Origin of the sequence: Azospirillum formosense, from assembly GCF_013340925.1 — a bacterium.
GTDB lineage: Bacteria > Pseudomonadota > Alphaproteobacteria > Azospirillales > Azospirillaceae > Azospirillum > Azospirillum formosense.
Genome location: NZ_WHOR01000019.1, coordinates 1 through 14,819 on the forward strand (window position 1 = coordinate 1; position 14,819 = coordinate 14,819).

Here is a 14,819-nt window from a genome sequence, read left to right on the forward strand (position 1 = left end):
GGATAAAGAAGGTCGCCGATTTCGAGATTTCCGTCGCCGCCTATCCGGAGGCCCATCCGGAGGCTCCGAGCGCGCAGTTCGACCTGGACAACCTGAAGCGCAAGGTGGACGCCGGGGCGACGCGGGCGATCACCCAATTCTTCTTCGACAACGACGCCTATTTCCGCTTCCTCGACCGTTGCGCCGCCGCCGGCATCACGGTGCCGATCGTGCCCGGAATCCTGCCGATCACCAACTTCGCCCGCGCGGTCGAGTTCGCCGGCAAGTGCGGAGCGGCGATGCCCCAGCGCTTCGCCGAGACCTTCGAGGGGCTGGACGCCGATCCGGAAACCCGGCAGCTCGTCGCCGCGACCATGGCGGCGGAGCAGTGCCAGGCGCTCCAGGCCCAGGGCATCAAGGAGTTCCATTTCTACACCCTGAACCGCTCTGACCTGACGGTGGCCATCTGCCGGATGCTGGGCGTGAAGGCGAAGCAGCCGGCGGTGTCCTGACCGCCCCCCTGTGCTAGGGTGTTGCGGATGATCGCGGTCGCGGAGGAAGAGCCATGGACAGCCGGATCGGCTATGACGACGACTTCTACGCCTGGACCCAGGAACAGGCCCGCCTTCTCCGCGAAGCCGCCCGCGAACGCCTCAACACGCCCATCGACTGGGATCACGTGGCGGAGGAGATCGAGGACATGGGGCGTTCGGATGCCAAGGCGCTTGGCAGCGCGCTGAAACGGGTGATCGAGCATCTTCTGAAGCTCGAACATTCCCCCGCGCCCGCCCCCCGGCTGGGGTGGCGGGAGTCGGTGGTCAATCACCGCATCGCCGCCTGGGATGAAATCGACGCCAGCCCCAGCCTGCGCCGGAAAATCGACATTGCGCGTGCCCACCGGGACGCCCGCCGTCTGGCCGTCCTTGGTCTCGCCCGGGATGGAATGTCCGAAGATGCCGTCCCACAGGATTGCCCCTACACGCTGGAGCAGGTGCTTGATCACGACTGGTGGCCCACGAACCGCCATGGCCTTGAGTGAACCGCTGACAACCTCCTGACCCTTTCCGCCCGACCTTCCTTCCGAAACGGACCCGATCTTCCCATGCCGCACATTCTCGACACTCTCCGCGACCGCGTCCTGCTCTGCGACGGCGGGTTCGGCAGCCGCATCCAGGCGCTCGACCTCGACGTGGAGAAGGACTACTGGGGGCACGAGAACTGCACCGACATCCTGCCGCTCTCGCGCCCGGACATCGTACGGGAGATCCACCGCGGCTATTTCGAGGCCGGCGCGGACATGGTGGAGACGGACACCTTCGGCGCCTCCCCGGTGACGCTGGGCGAGTTCGGCATCTCCGAGAAGGCGTTCGAGATCAACCAGCGCGCGGTCGAACTGGCGCGCGAGGCGGCGGAGACCTTCACGGACGGGCAGCCGCGCTTCGTCATCGGCTCGGTCGGGCCGGGCACCAAGCTGCCCAGCCTGGGCCACATCCCCTACCAGGACCTTGAGGACAGCTTCTTCGTCCAGGCGGCCGGCCTGATCGCCGGCGGCGCCGACGCCATCCTGGTCGAGACCTGCCAGGACCCGCTGCAGATCAAGGCCGCCGTCAACGGCATCAAGCGCGCCCGCGCCGAGGCGGGAAGCGACACGCCGGTCTTCGTCCAGGTGACGGTGGAAACCACGGGCACGCTGCTGGTCGGCACCGACATCGCCGCGGCGGCCACGGTGATCCAGTCGCTCGACGTGCCGCTGATGGGCCTGAACTGCGCCACCGGCCCGCTGGAGATGAGCGAGCACGTCAAGTGGCTGACCCAGAACTGGCCGGGCCTCGTCTCCGTACAGCCGAACGCCGGCCTGCCGGAGCTGGTCGACGGCAAGACGCACTACCCGCTGCGCGCCGACGACTTCGCCCATTGGCTGGAGCGCTTCGTGACCGAGGACGGGGTGAACCTCGTCGGCGGCTGCTGCGGCACCAACGTCCCGCACATCGCGGCGGCGAACCAGATGCTGCGCAAGCTGGCCCCGGCGGGCTCGCACCGCCCGAACCCGAAGGGCCGCACGGTCCATTGGGTGCCCGCGGTCGCCTCGCTCTACTCCCAGGTCACGCTGCGCCAGGAGAACGCCTTCTTCGCCATCGGCGAGCGCTGCAACGCCAACGGCTCCAAGAAGTGGCGTGAGCTTCAGGAGAAGAACGACTGGGACGGCTGCGTCGAGATGGCGCGCGAGCAGGTGAAGGAAGGCTCGCACACGCTCGACGTCTGCACCGCCTTCGTCGGCCGCGACGAGGTGGCGGAGATGAAGGCGGTCGTGCAGCGCTTCGCCGGCTCGGTCACCGCGCCGCTCGTCATCGACTCCACGGAATACATCGTGCTGGAGAAGGCGCTGGCGCTCTACGGCGGCAAGGCGATCCTCAACTCCATCAACTTCGAGGACGGCGAGGAGCCGGCCCGCAAGCGCTTGGCACTCGCCAAGAAGTTCGGCGCGGCGGTGATCGCTCTGACCATCGACGAGGAGGGCATGGCGAAGACGCCGGAGCGCAAGCTCGCCATCGCCAAGCGCCTCTATGACCTCGCGGTCAACGAGTTCGGCCTGCCGGCCCACGACCTGCTGTTCGACCCGCTGACCTTCACCATCGCCACCGGCAACGAGGACGACCGCAAGCTGGCCATCTGGACGCTGGAGGGCATCGAGGCGATCAGCCGCGAGATGCCCGGCTGCCAGATCATCCTGGGCCTGTCCAACGTCTCCTTCGGCCTGAACGCGGCGGCCCGCCACGTCCTGAACTCGGTCTTCCTCGACCATGCGGTGAAGCGCGGCATGACCGGCGCCATCGTGCATGTGTCGAAGATCATGCCGCTGCACCAGATCCCCGAAAAGGAGGTCAAGACCGCCGAGGACCTGATCTTCGACCGCCGCGCGGAGGGGTATGACCCGCTCCAGGCCTTCATCGCGCTGTTCGAGGGCCGCAAGGCGGCGGACGCCAAGAAGAAGGCCCGCGCCGAGACGGTCGAGGAGCGGCTGAAGGAGCGCATCGTCGACGGCGACCGCACCGGGCTGGAGGACGATCTCGCCGAGGCGATGAAGACCCACCCGCCGCTGGAGATCATCAACACCTACCTGCTCGACGGCATGAAGGTGGTGGGCGAGCTGTTCGGCGCCGGCAAGATGCAGCTTCCCTTCGTGCTCCAATCGGCGGAGACCATGAAGGCCGCCGTGGCGTGGCTGGAACCGCACATGGAGAAGCTGGACGGCCAGCAGAAGGGCACCATGGTGCTGGCCACCGTGAAGGGCGACGTCCACGACATCGGCAAGAACCTCGTGGACATCATCCTGACCAACAACGGCTACAAGGTCGTCAACCTCGGCATCAAGCAGCCGGTCGGCGCGATCATCCAGGCGGCGAAGGAGCACAAGGCCGACGCGGTCGGCATGTCCGGCCTGCTGGTGAAGTCCACCGTCGTCATGCGCGAGAATCTGGAGGAGATGACCCGCGAGGGGCTGGAGGTTCCGGTCCTGCTCGGCGGCGCCGCGCTGACCCGCGCCTATGTGGAGACGGACTGCGTGGCCTCCTACGGCTCGGGCCGCGTGGCCTATGCCGGCGACGCCTTCGACGGGCTGACCCTGATGGATCAGGTGGTGGGCGGCAGCTTCGACCAGCAGCTCGCCATCCAGCAGGCCAAGCGGGCGGGGCGGGCGGTCAACCGCCGCCGCGTGCTCGGGCAGGCGACGAGCGCCACCGTCGGCCCGGTGGACAAGGATGCCGCGCGCGCCCGTCGCACCCGTCTGGCCGAAGGCGTGCCGGTGCCGACGCCGCCCTTCTGGGGGCCGAAGGTCATCGATCATGTGCCGCTGAAGACGCTGGTGACTTACCTGAACGAGCGCATGCTCTACCAGCTCCAGTGGGGCTACCGGAAGGACGGCAAGTCCTTCGAGGAGTTCAAGGAGTGGGCGAAGAAGGAGCTTCGCCCGGTGCTCGACCGTATTCTTCAGATCGCCGCGAAGGAGGAGATCCTGCGGCCCCAGGCGGTCTACGGCTACTGGAAGGCGGCGGCCGACGGCGACGACGTCATCCTGTTCGCCGAGGACGGGACCAGCGAGGTCGCCCGCTTCACCCTGCCGCGTCAGGCCAAGGAGGACGGCGAGTGCATCGCCGATTTCCTGCGCGACGTGAACGACGGCGAGCGCGACGTGCTGGGCCTGCAGATCGTCACCATGGGCCAGCATTGCGCCGAGGTGGCGCGGGAGTGGTTCGCCGAGAACCGCTATCAGGACTATCTCTACCTGCACGGCCTGTCGGTGGAGATGACCGAGGCGATGGCGGAGTATGTCCACGCCCGCATCCGCGCCGAGCTGGGCTACGGCGCCGAGGACAGCCGCGACAAGGAGAAGCTGCTGCAGCAGGCCTACCGCGGCAGCCGCTACAGCTTCGGCTACCCGGCCTGCCCGAACCTCGCCGACCAGGAGCAGCTTCTGACGCTCCTCGACGCCGGGCGGATCGGCGTGGAGATGTCGGACGAGCACCAGCTCCACCCGGAGCAGAGCACGTCCGCCATCGTCCTGCACCACCCGCGCGCCAAATACTTCTCGGTGTGAGTCCGGTTTGCTCCACCATCCTGGTGGAGCTGTCGCCGCGGCAAAAGACAAGCCCGCCCCTCGTTGGGGCGGGCTTTTTCTTTGGTGCACTGTCAATGAATCCGGCAAGAATTCAGGTGTATGAATTATGAATATGAAATCAAAAAATAGAGTCTTGAAACAAGATTCCCTCTAGACTCAGTTTGGTTATAAAGTGGAGTATCTTTCTCAGCGATGATCAATAGAAAATACAAAACGTAATGCAGATGTGTGCATTCGGTGATTATCGCTATCGCAAAATCAAAGATTTGGAGAATCACATGGGCGCGCGGATTACCAACGTTCTTATCACCTTCGATACGGAAAGCATTCTGAATGATTACAAGAATCTTTCCCGTGATCCGAAGAACCCGACGGCGATTTCGGCGAAATACATCTACATGGTGACCAACGGCGCCAACGCCATTTCCGGCCAGGCCGGCGGCGAGCTGAATCTGAAGGCCTCGGTGAACGACGTCATCCGCTGGCGCGAGGCGACGCTGACGCTGAGTTCGGATGACTCGGCGCTGATGTACGCCTTCGTGCCGACCGGCGGGGCGAACCTGATTTCCCCGCCTCAGGCGCTGCTGTCCACCGTGACGGTGCCGGTGCCCAATCCCGGCAATCTGACCACGCCGAACTTCGAGACCATCAAGGACTTCTTCTGGAACTCGATCGCTCTCGACACCGGCCGGGTCACCTATCATTTCCATTTCATGATCACCGACCGTTACGGGCAGGTGAAGGGCTACTGCAAGTGGGACCCGTACATCACCATTTCCAACTGAGCGTCTGACGCGTCTCTCCGGGTTCCTGCGGGAGCCCGGAGAGGTTGGATGCCGGGACGGCACGACGGGCGCCGGACGCGCCACGCCCCAAACGAAGAAAACGCCATGACCGCATTGCCTTCACCCATCGACATCCTCCTCGTGGTGGACACGGATGCTTTGTTGGAGCGGGTGTCGAAGCAGGAAACCACCTTGGAAAACCCCATGGTGGTCGAGCCCGGCCTGACCTTCGCCATCGTCCGGAAATGTCACGGTGACCCGACGCGCTCCGCCGGTGGGTTGCGCCTGACGTGTGAGGCCGGTGCCGAGCTTCGGCTTCGCATGGTTGGCCTGGGCGGTTATGGGCAGGAGTATGTTCTTCCCTATGCCATCGATCCGCTGGGCAGGAAGCAAAAGGTGCTGGCCTTCCGCAAGGTGAAGAACCGGTCCGTCTCTTCGCCGTTGCCCGATCCGCAAGCTTTGGAAAAGCCGGGGTTCCAGAAAGTGAACCATTCCTTCTGGTCTGGTCGGGTCGGTCGCGAGGGACGTGCGGAATTCGAAGTCCTTTTCATGCTCGCCGACCGTGGCGGCAGCGTCCGCGGTTACTGCCGGTTGCCAACCGCCTTCACCTTCGCCTCACCGGCGGAGGGCAACGGAGCGGCGGGAAAAGGGGGAGCCGGGAGGGGAACGGACGGGACTTCCGGGGATGGTGGGGCCGAAAACGCCTAGGACACATGCCATGTTTCGAGAGGCCGCAAGCCGGTTCCCAAAGCGTGGCGGCATCGCTTATCCTTGAGGGCATGAACCATTCGCCCACCCCGCTTCGCCTGCACCGGGAAACCGTCCGCCCGGAGTGGATCGACTACAACGGCCACATGAATGTGGCCTATTACCTGCTCGCCTTCGATCACGCGACCGACGCCGTGCTCGACCATTTCGGGATCGGCAAGGCCTACGCGGAGGGCGAGGGGCGGTCGATGTTCGCGGTGGAGGCGCACCTGACCTATGCCCGCGAGGTCACGGAGGGCGACGGGCTGACCTTCACGTCCCTGGTCCTGGGCGCGGACGCCAAGCGGCTGCATCTGTTCCACGAGATGCGCCATGAGGAGGACGGATTCCTCGCCGCCACGGCGGAATTTGTTCTGCTCCATGTCGATCTGGCGGAGCGCCGTTCGGCACCGCTGGCTCCGGAAACCGCGGAGCGGCTGGCCCGCACCGTGGCGGAGCACGCCGTTCTTCCGATCCCGCCGCAGGCCGGGCGTTCGGTCGGGCTGCGGACGCCGAAGGGGGCGTGACGGTAAGTCGCTGCCCGCCACCGCCTTTTGTTGCGTCGGACCCTTTGTTATTCGGTCCTTGCGACACTATCTGTTGGCGCATGAAGACGACAATTTTCGCCGCCTTCGCGGTACTTGCCACCTTCCTGGGCACAGCCCTGGTCCCCACTGCCGCATTGGCCGAATGCACCGACCCGGCGCAGCCGAAGGTGAACTGGCGCCGCTGCTATTTCGACGGGCGCGATTTGTCGTCTGCGAAGCTGGCCGGGGCGATGCTGCGCGACGCCACCTTCCAGCGGTCGACGCTGAAGGACGCCGACCTGTCGGAAACCGACGGCTATCGCGCGAAATTCTTCAGCGCCACCATGCCGGGGGTGAAACTGGACGGCGCCCGCCTGATCGAGGCCGATTTCACGCGGGCGGATCTGACCGGGGCATCCCTGAAGGAAACCGACCTGCGCAACGCGAAGCTGGTGAACGCCATCCTGCAAAAGGCCGACTTCACCGGGGCGCGTTTGGGCGGTGCGGACCTGCGGCACGCCGATTTGTCGGGCGCCACCTGGATCGACGGCACGACGGTGTGCGCCGAGAAATCCGTAGGTCAGTGCAACTGAGGAATTCGGAAGTAAATTTCCTCTCAATTGTAATATAATGACCCATCTGGAAAGTCGCTTGCCCGTCTCTTTCCCGCTGCGGTAGCTTTTTTTCAAAGCGTAGTGGAAAGGCGGGGCACGATGGCGGGCGATCAGGATTTCGAGACGGCGCGGCTTCTCGCGAGCCGCGCCATGGATCGGATCTCCGTCCATGGGCTTTTGCCGAATCCGGAAAATTTCACGCTCTGGTACGCCTATTTCGGTGGGCAGAACCCGGACCTGACGCGGGCCATCGAACTGGCCCAGCGCGACGGCGCCACGCTGTCGCAAGGTCATTGCGACGAGCTGTACAAACGCTTCTTCACGCTCGATGCCGAGGCCCAGGCCATCCGCGAAACGTCGGAACGCGCGCGCGTCGCTCTGGGGCGCATCCTCGACCAGTTGGGCAGCGTCGGGTCGGAGACCGACCGCTACGGGCAGGCGCTGGCCGGTTTCCGGGGGGAACTGGACCAGCCGATGAGCCTGGCCGAGCTGCGCGCCATGGTGGCGGCCATCGCGGCGGAGACGACCGCCATCGTGGATCGCCAGACCCGTCTGCAGAGCCAGCTCCTCGAATCCAGCCAGCAGTTGGCCGAGTTGCGCGTCGTGCTGGATTCCGCGCGTCGCGAGGCGATGACCGACGGGCTGACGGGCATCGTCAACCGGCGCGGCTTCGATCTGGCGCTGGCCTCCGCCGCGGAGGAGGCGATGCAGACCGGGATGCCGATGACGTTGTTGATGGTGGACATCGACCATTTCAAGCGCTTCAACGACGTCCACGGCCATCTCGTCGGCGACCATGTGCTGAAGCTGGTCGCCAAGGTGCTGACCGAGGGGGTGAAGGGGCGCGACACCGTCGCCCGCTACGGCGGGGAGGAGTTCAGCGTCATCCTGCCCCACACCGCGCTTGCCAACGCCATCAAGGTGGCCGAGCAGCTTCGCGCCTCGGTGGGGTCGCGGCAGATCATCAACCGGACGCGCAACGCCAACTACGGATCGGTGTCCCTGTCGGTCGGCGCGGCGGAATATCGGCCCGGCGAGGATCTGCTGGCCCTGCTGCGCCGCGCCGACGAGGCGCTCTACACTGCCAAGCGCGGTGGGCGGAACCGCGTCTGCGCGGAGGCCACGGTGGCCGACTGACCGCCACCCGTCAGATGATTCCCGCCAGGCGCCGGACCGTGGCGTCGGTTTCATCCACCAGCCGCGCCATCAGTTCGGCCGCCGTCTGCCGCCGCGCGAGACGGACGCCTTGTCCGGCCCACAGCGAGAGGAACTCGGCGCGCCCCTGCTGCGCCGCGGCGGTGCGCATCGGGCGGGTCAGCGTGTTCTGAAGGGGGAAGGGCAGGGCGTCGCCGTCCGCGATGTCCTCCATGACCCGGTTCACGATCCCGCGCGCCGGGCGGCCCGAGAAGGCGCGGGTCACCCGCGTCTGCGTCTCGCGGGCGTCGAGGATCGCCTGCTTGTGCGCCTCGGGGATGCCGGCCTCGGCGCAGGTCAGGAAGGCGGTGCCCATCTGCACACCGGCGGCGCCCAGAGCCAGGGCCGCCGCGATGCCGCGCCCGTCCATGATCCCGCCGGAGGCCAGAACCGGCAGGGTCACCGCGTCCGCCACCTGCGGAACCAGAGCCATGGTGCCGACCAGTCCGGCGGCGAAGTCCACCTCGCCCGGGCCCATGGCGAAGCTGCCGCGGTGCCCGCCGGCCTCGGCCCCCTGGGCGATCACGGCGTCCATGCCGGCCCGTTCCAGCGCAATGGCTTCCTCGACGCCGGTCGCCGTGCCGATCAAAAGCATGCCCCGCGCTTTGATGGCGGCCAGCGCGTCGGCGGGCGGGATGCCGAAGGTGAAGCTGAAGGCCGACGCCCCGCAGTCCAGCGCCGCCGCCAATTGAGCGGCGAAGCCGTCGGCTCCCACGGCCGGTGTTCCGGGAGCGGGCAGGCCGAGATCGGCGTGGTAACACGCGATGGCGGCGACCGCCGCGTCCATCCTCCCGGCGCTCGGTGCCTCGGGCGCGGGCAGCGGGGCGAACAGGTTGATTCCGAAGGGACGCGAGGTCCGGGCGCGGATCGCCCGCGCCCGTTCGGCGATCTGCTCCGGGGACAGATAGGCCGCCCCGACGAAGCCGACGCCGCCCGCCTCGCCCACCGCGGCGACGAGGTCCGCCGTGTCGGCGCCTCCGGCCATCGGGGCCTGGACGATGGGGTTGGACAGGCCCAGGCGCTGGGTCAGTGTGGTGTGAACCGGCATCGCGCCGCCCTCCGCTTTCGGTGATCCGCGGAGGGAGGCTAGGACAGTCCGGCCATCGTGAAAAATGATTTGTTCAGATGGGACGGATCATGTCCGGTGATGGGTGCCGGAGTGGGCTCAGGCGGCGCGCAGCCACACCGCCGTGTCGTGGAAGGCCGCACCGCCCGCCGGCGGGATCGGCTCGGGCGAGGTCAGGGTGTTGATCCCGATCCCTTCCAGGAAGGCGCTGTTCGGCCAGATGCCTTCCACGATCACCACCCCGCGCGGCACCCCGGCGAAGGGCTTGGCGTGGACGACGACGCTGCCCAGCCCGTTGCCGAGGCGAACGGCGTCGCCGTCGGCCAGGGCGAGGTCTGTCGCGTCCTCCGGATGGATCAGGGCGGTGGGGCGGCCTTCGCGGCGCTGGGCCGTCACCGTCTCGGTGAAGCTGGAATTGAGGAACTGCCGCGCCGGGGCGGTGACGAGGCGGAAGGGATGCTCCGCGTCGGCCGGGCGGCCCGGCGCCATGTGGTCCGGGAACTCCGGCAACTGGCCGGCGCCGTAGGGGCCGAGCGCCGCCCAATCCGGCGCGAAGCGGAAGCGCCCGTCCGGGAAGGCGAAGCCGTTCAGGAAATGCGAGGTCTCGAAATCCGGCTGGGCGTCGATCCAGCGCTGCTCCGTCAGGGTGGCGGCGTCGGTCAGGCCGGAGGTCTTCAGCATGGAATCGATGATCTCCAGCGCGCTCATGCCGAAGCCGGGATGCTCGGCGCCGACGCGGCGGGCCAGCTCGGAAATCACCCAGTGATTTTCGCGCGATTCAAACTGCGGCTCGATCACCTTGCGGCCGATCAGGATGTGCATCTGCCCGCCACCACGGTAGAGGTCGTCGTGCTCCAGGAAGGTGGTGGCGGGGATGACGATGTCGGCCAGTTGCGCCGTGTCGGTCATGAACTGCTCGTGCACCGCCACGAACAGGTCGTCGCGCAGGAAGCCGCGGCGCACGCGGGCGCTGTCCGGACAGATCGCCGCCGGGTTGGTGTTCTGGATCAGCATGGCGGTGACGGGCGGACCGCCGGCGATGTCCTCGCCTGTCAGCACCGCGCCGATGCGCGACTGGTCGAAGCCGCGCACCGACGTGTCCAGCCGGTCCAGCCCCTCCGAGAGGGTGCGGTCGATGCTGTAGATGCCCGACGAGCAGTAGAGCGCCCCGCCGCCCTTGTGCGCCCAGGCGCCGGTGACCACCGGCAGGCAGGACACCGCGTGCATCTGCGCCGCCCCGTTGTGGGCGCGCGTCAGCCCGTAGCCCAGCCGCAGATAGCTGCGTTTGGTCGTGCCGTAGAGCCGGGCGAAGCCGACGATCTCCTCCACCGTCAGGCCGGTGATCGCCGCCGCCCATTCGGGCGTGCGGGTGGTGAGATGGGCTTCGAGCCGATCCGCCCCGGCGGCGTAGCGGTCGAGATAGGCGCGGTCGGCCAGCCCCTCGCGGAACAGGACGTGCATCACCGCGCAGGCCATCGCGCCGTCGGTGCCGGGGCGCAGCATCAGGTGCAGGTCCGACACCTCCGCCGTGCCGGTGCGGTAGGGGTCGATGGTGATCAGCTTCGCCCCGCGGCCTTTGCGGGCGCGGCTGACGTGGGTCATCACGTTGACCTGGGTCGCCACCGGGTTGCCGCCCCAGTTCACGATCAGGTCGCTGTCGGCCATCTCGCGGGGGTCGGCGCCGCGAATGTCGCCATGGCCGGCCAGCCAGCCCATATTGGCCGGCGTGTCGCACACCGTGCTGATCTGTCGGGAATAGCCCTTCGCGTGGCGCAGCCGTTGGATGCCGCCGCGCTGCACCAGCCCCATGGTGCCGGCGTAGAAATAGGGCCAGACGGCTTCCGCACCATGGACCCGCTCGGCGTCCAGGAAGGCGTCGGCGATGCGGTCCAGCGCCTCGTCCCAGCCGATTTCCGCCCACTGGCCGGAGCCCTTGGGGCCGGTGCGCCGCAAGGGGGTCCTCAGCCGGTCGGGGGAATGGACGCGCTCCGCGTAGCGGCTGACCTTCGCGCAGATCACGCCCGCGGTGTAGCTGTTGGCGGCGGCCCCGCGGACCTTGCCGATGCGGTCCGGCGCGACCCGCTCCACTTCGAGAGCGCAGGTGCTGGGACAGTCGTGCGGGCAGGCGGTCGGCAGGAAGACGGAGTTCACGGAAGGACGCCTCGGCGCTGGGAAAGCGGCGGTCAGCTTATGTCCGGCTTACGGCTTTCCGCAACCGGTCAGGAATGTTTAAGGACCGCCATCAGATTTCAATATTGCAGCCCTATCCTTGTGGAGGCGCGTCGCGGAAAGATGTATGTTTTCCGAAAAATACTCGCATAAGGCGGCAGTTGGGCCGCCGCGAGTGCGGAACGACACAGCAAGGGGAAGCCGTATGATCGCGACTGTTGCCGGGAGCGCCCGGCGGACGCTGCGGGCCGGGGTGTTCGCCAGCCTGTTCGGTGCCATGGTCGGAGCCGTTGCCGGCATGGCCGCTCCGGGGATCGGTACGGCGCGGGCCGACGGCGTCAAGCTCGGCTATGTGGAATTCCCACCCTACACCCAGACCGACGGCGGGGCCGCGAAGGGCAGCCTGATCGAGGCGTTCGACAAAGCCGCCAAGGCGGCCGGGATCGCCTACACCGCCGAATCGGCCCCGGCCCGCCGTCTCTTCTCCGGCATCGCGGACGGCGAGTTCAACATTTTCCTGGGCATCCGCACGGTCAAGGAATTCGACGGCTCCACGCTGATCAGTGCTGCCCCGATCGCCCGGATCGAGCTGAACGCCTACGGCATGGGCGAAGCCCCGGCGGTCAAGGCGAAGGAGGATCTGTCGGGCAAGGCGGTCATCGCGCTGAACGGCTATTCCTACGGCGGCTGGCGCGCCTGGATGGAGGACCCGGCCAACAAGGTGCAGCTGGTCGACGCGCGCACCGCCGATCAGGCGCTTCAACTCCTCCAGGCCGGACGGGCGCCGACGCTGCTGCAATACTCGCTGCCCATGCAGCAGGCGCTGGGCGGGAAGACGCTCGCCGACCTGAAGGCGACGCCGGTCCAGAGCCTGGACGTCTACATCGTGGTGTCGAAGAAGACCCCGGACGCCGCGGCGGTTCTGGCGAAGCTCGAAGCCGGGTTCAAGGCGACCCAATAGCGCCGGGACGGGCGCCGACCGATCGGCAACCGATTGTTCAGCAAGAGAAAAGGGCGGATCATGACGGTCAGCGGCGCGGCAGACGGGACGCAGGACAGCGGGAATCAAGGTGGTGGTCTGGGGCTGCGCCTGCGGGCGTTGCTGCTGATCGGCGGCGTGCTGCTGGTCTATCAGGTGCTGGCCATCGCCTGGGGCGTGCACAGCTCGGCGAACCAGGCGAAGGAGACGCTGGCGGCGCGCGCCGACATGGTGGCCTCGCTTCAGGCCCGCGCCGCGGCGATTCCGCTCTTCGACTTCGACACCGAGCAGGTGCGCGAGGTTGCCAAGGCGCCGTCCTCCGATCCCGACTTCCTCGGCGCCCAGGTGCGCGACGACAAGGCCAAGGTGGTTGCCGAGGTCGGTGACACCAAGGCCGCGAAGGGCTTCATCGAGGTGGTGACACCCATCGTCGGCGGGCAGGCCGGGCAGCGCAAGACCATCGGCGAATTCGTCCTGCGCCTGCGCACTGACCGGGTGGAGGCGCGGGTGACCGCCGACGCGGTGACCCAGATCGCCGTCGGCGCGGTTGCCTTTCTCGCCATCATGGCGGCGCTTTACCTCGTGGTCTCTGCCATCACGCGTCCGCTGATGCAGATCACCGCGATGGTGGGACGGCTGGCCCAGGGCGACTACGCGGTCGCCGTGCCCGCCCTGGACCGCCGCGACGAGATGGGGGCGATGGCCCGCACCATCGACATGCTCCGCCAGAACGCCCAGCACCGCCAGCAGCTCGAAGCCGAGAAGCTTGCCCGGCAGGCCGAGGAGGCGCAGCGGGGCGAGCGGCTGACCCGCCTCGCCGCCGCCTTCGACCGCTCGGTCCAGGCGACGGTCGGCGAGGCCTCCACCGCCGCCTCGCAGATGAAGGGCAGCGCCGGCAGCATGCTGGAGAGCGCGCTGCGCGCCGACCAGTGCAACGCCTCGGTGGCCGGCGCCGCCGACGAGACCAGCCGCACCGTCCAGACCGCCAGCGCGGCGGCGGAGCAGCTCACCCAGTCGATCCGCAGCATCGCCGAGAGCGTGAAGCAGTCGGTCGCCATGTCCGCCCAGGCCATCGACCGCGCCGACGCCAGCCGCAAGACGGTGGAGGCGCTGGCCGCCGGCGCCGCCAAGATCGGCGAGATCACCAGCCTCATCACCTCCATCGCCGGACAGACGAACCTGCTGGCCCTGAACGCGACCATCGAGGCGGCGCGGGCCGGGGAGGCCGGCAAGGGCTTCGCCGTGGTGGCGAGCGAGGTGAAGAATCTGGCCAGCCAGACCGCCAAGGCGACGGAGGAGATCGCCACCCAGATCGGCGCGATCCAGTCGGTGACCCAGGAAACCGTGTCCGCCATCGGCGCCATCACCGAAACCATCGGCCAGCTCAGCCAGCGCTCGGCGGAGATCGCCGCCTCGGTCCAGCAGCAATTGGCCGCGACCGGCGAAATCGCCGAGAAGGTCCGCACCGTGGCCGGCGAGGCCGACACCGTGACCCGCAGCATCGCCGTGGCTTCCGATGCCTCGTCGGAGGTGGCGACAGCGGCTCGCGAGTCGGTGGAGGTCGCCCAGACCCTCCAGGCGCGCTTCGTCGACCTGCGCGACGAGGTGCAGAGGTTCCTGGCCTCGATCAAGGCGGCGTAAGCGGCCTTAAGATGACACGCAACTTGCTCGCGGTGGGTGGAATTGCCCGCCGCGGGCAAGTTGCGTTTCCGGATTTCGCCTCGCCGCACTAGGATGCCGCTCCCGAACGGCGAGGATGATATGGACGACGGATTGAAGTGCCCGAAATGCAACTCCGAGCATGTCTATCAGGACGGCATGCTGTGGATCTGCCCGGAATGCGCCCATGAATGGAACCCGCAGGCCGAAGGCGGCGCGGGCGCGGGCGCGGGCGCGGAGGCGGCGGCGGATCAGGGGGTGCGGGACGCCAACGGGAACGCGCTGAGCGACGGCGACGCCGTGACGGTCATCAAGGATCTGAAGGTCAAGGGCTCGTCCCTGGTCGTCAAGGGCGGCACCAAGGTGAAGAACATCCGTCTGGTCGACGGGGCCGACGGGCACAACATCGCCTGCAAGATCGACGGCATCGGCGCGATGAACCTGAAGTCGGAATTCGTCAAGAAGGCGTGACGTCCTCCGGCTTC

General features: G+C 67.5%; 13 protein-coding genes. 11 read left to right on the forward strand and 2 right to left on the reverse strand.

Translation table 11 applies throughout. The annotated features are described in order from the left end of the window. From GBZ26_RS04530 to GBZ26_RS04565, 8 genes are all read left to right on the forward strand, one after another. A partial coding sequence (locus GBZ26_RS04530; RefSeq protein ID WP_174437795.1) for a methylenetetrahydrofolate reductase occupies nt 1-491 on the forward strand: 491 nt, incomplete at its 5' end. 53 nt (nt 492-544) lie between these two features. Further along, a complete protein-coding gene (locus GBZ26_RS04535) occupies nt 545-1,018 on the forward strand; it encodes a DUF29 domain-containing protein (RefSeq protein WP_174437796.1) in 474 nt (157 codons plus the stop codon). 63 nt (nt 1,019-1,081) lie between these two features. After that, nucleotides 1,082-4,573 (forward strand): methionine synthase, encoded by a 3,492-nt coding sequence (gene metH, locus GBZ26_RS04540; protein ID WP_174437797.1) that lies wholly within the window; start codon nt 1,082-1,084, stop codon nt 4,571-4,573. Nucleotides 4,574-4,872: 299 nt separating this feature from the next. Beyond that, on the forward strand, nt 4,873-5,379 hold the full coding sequence (locus tag GBZ26_RS04545; protein ID WP_174437798.1) for an inclusion body family protein: 507 nt from the start codon (nt 4,873-4,875) through the stop codon (nt 5,377-5,379). A gap of 105 nt (nt 5,380-5,484) precedes the next feature. Next, nucleotides 5,485-6,087 carry an AidA/PixA family protein gene (locus GBZ26_RS04550; RefSeq protein WP_174437799.1) on the forward strand — a complete coding sequence of 201 codons (603 nt, stop codon included), beginning with the start codon at nt 5,485-5,487 and terminating at the stop codon, nt 6,085-6,087. Nucleotides 6,088-6,158: 71 nt separating this feature from the next. Continuing rightward, the gene (locus GBZ26_RS04555; protein WP_174437800.1) at nt 6,159-6,653 is read left to right on the forward strand and encodes a thioesterase family protein; all 495 of its coding nucleotides are present in this window, start codon (nt 6,159-6,161) and stop codon (nt 6,651-6,653) included. 80 nt (nt 6,654-6,733) lie between these two features. After that, a complete protein-coding gene (locus GBZ26_RS04560) occupies nt 6,734-7,246 on the forward strand; it encodes a pentapeptide repeat-containing protein (RefSeq protein WP_174437801.1) in 513 nt (170 codons plus the stop codon). 120 nt (nt 7,247-7,366) lie between these two features. After that, on the forward strand, nt 7,367-8,404 hold the full coding sequence (locus GBZ26_RS04565; RefSeq protein ID WP_174437802.1) for a GGDEF domain-containing protein: 1,038 nt from the start codon (nt 7,367-7,369) through the stop codon (nt 8,402-8,404). Nucleotides 8,405-8,414: 10 nt separating this feature from the next. Here GBZ26_RS04565 and GBZ26_RS04570 read toward each other — a convergent pair whose 3' ends face one another. Then, nucleotides 8,415-9,509, reverse strand: coding sequence for an NAD(P)H-dependent flavin oxidoreductase (locus GBZ26_RS04570; protein WP_174437803.1), 1,095 nt, complete (start codon nt 9,507-9,509; stop codon nt 8,415-8,417). A 117-nt stretch (nt 9,510-9,626) separates the two neighbouring features. Further along, nucleotides 9,627-11,678, reverse strand: coding sequence for a molybdopterin-dependent oxidoreductase (locus GBZ26_RS04575; protein WP_174437804.1), 2,052 nt, complete (start codon nt 11,676-11,678; stop codon nt 9,627-9,629). Nucleotides 11,679-11,901: 223 nt separating this feature from the next. Between GBZ26_RS04575 and GBZ26_RS04580 the strand changes: the two genes are divergently transcribed. The 3 genes from GBZ26_RS04580 (at nt 11,902) to GBZ26_RS04590 (ending at nt 14,805) form a co-directional block, all read left to right on the forward strand. Then, nucleotides 11,902-12,657 (forward strand): type 2 periplasmic-binding domain-containing protein, encoded by a 756-nt coding sequence (locus tag GBZ26_RS04580; protein ID WP_174437805.1) that lies wholly within the window; start codon nt 11,902-11,904, stop codon nt 12,655-12,657. Nucleotides 12,658-12,717: 60 nt separating this feature from the next. Next, the gene (locus GBZ26_RS04585; protein WP_174437806.1) at nt 12,718-14,316 is read left to right on the forward strand and encodes a methyl-accepting chemotaxis protein; all 1,599 of its coding nucleotides are present in this window, start codon (nt 12,718-12,720) and stop codon (nt 14,314-14,316) included. Nucleotides 14,317-14,436: 120 nt separating this feature from the next. Beyond that, the gene (locus GBZ26_RS04590) at nt 14,437-14,805 is read left to right on the forward strand and encodes a zinc ribbon domain-containing protein YjdM (protein WP_174437807.1); all 369 of its coding nucleotides are present in this window, start codon (nt 14,437-14,439) and stop codon (nt 14,803-14,805) included. The last annotated feature ends 14 nt before the right edge of the window (nt 14,806-14,819 follow it).

Coding starts and splice junctions, on each gene's coding strand:
- GBZ26_RS04555 (WP_174437800.1), top strand. CDS start 6,159: ATGAACCATTCGCCCACCCCGCTTCGCCTGCACCGGGAAACCGTCCGC.
- GBZ26_RS04580 (WP_174437805.1), top strand. CDS start 11,902: ATGATCGCGACTGTTGCCGGGAGCGCCCGGCGGACGCTGCGGGCCGGG.
- GBZ26_RS04570 (WP_174437803.1), bottom strand. CDS start 9,509: ATGCCGGTTCACACCACACTGACCCAGCGCCTGGGCCTGTCCAACCCC.
- GBZ26_RS04590 (WP_174437807.1), top strand. CDS start 14,437: ATGGACGACGGATTGAAGTGCCCGAAATGCAACTCCGAGCATGTCTAT.
- GBZ26_RS04560 (WP_174437801.1), top strand. CDS start 6,734: ATGAAGACGACAATTTTCGCCGCCTTCGCGGTACTTGCCACCTTCCTG.
- GBZ26_RS04550 (WP_174437799.1), top strand. CDS start 5,485: ATGACCGCATTGCCTTCACCCATCGACATCCTCCTCGTGGTGGACACG.
- GBZ26_RS04545 (WP_174437798.1), top strand. CDS start 4,873: ATGGGCGCGCGGATTACCAACGTTCTTATCACCTTCGATACGGAAAGC.
- GBZ26_RS04535 (WP_174437796.1), top strand. CDS start 545: ATGGACAGCCGGATCGGCTATGACGACGACTTCTACGCCTGGACCCAG.
- GBZ26_RS04565 (WP_174437802.1), top strand. CDS start 7,367: ATGGCGGGCGATCAGGATTTCGAGACGGCGCGGCTTCTCGCGAGCCGC.
- metH (WP_174437797.1), top strand. CDS start 1,082: ATGCCGCACATTCTCGACACTCTCCGCGACCGCGTCCTGCTCTGCGAC.
- GBZ26_RS04585 (WP_174437806.1), top strand. CDS start 12,718: ATGACGGTCAGCGGCGCGGCAGACGGGACGCAGGACAGCGGGAATCAA.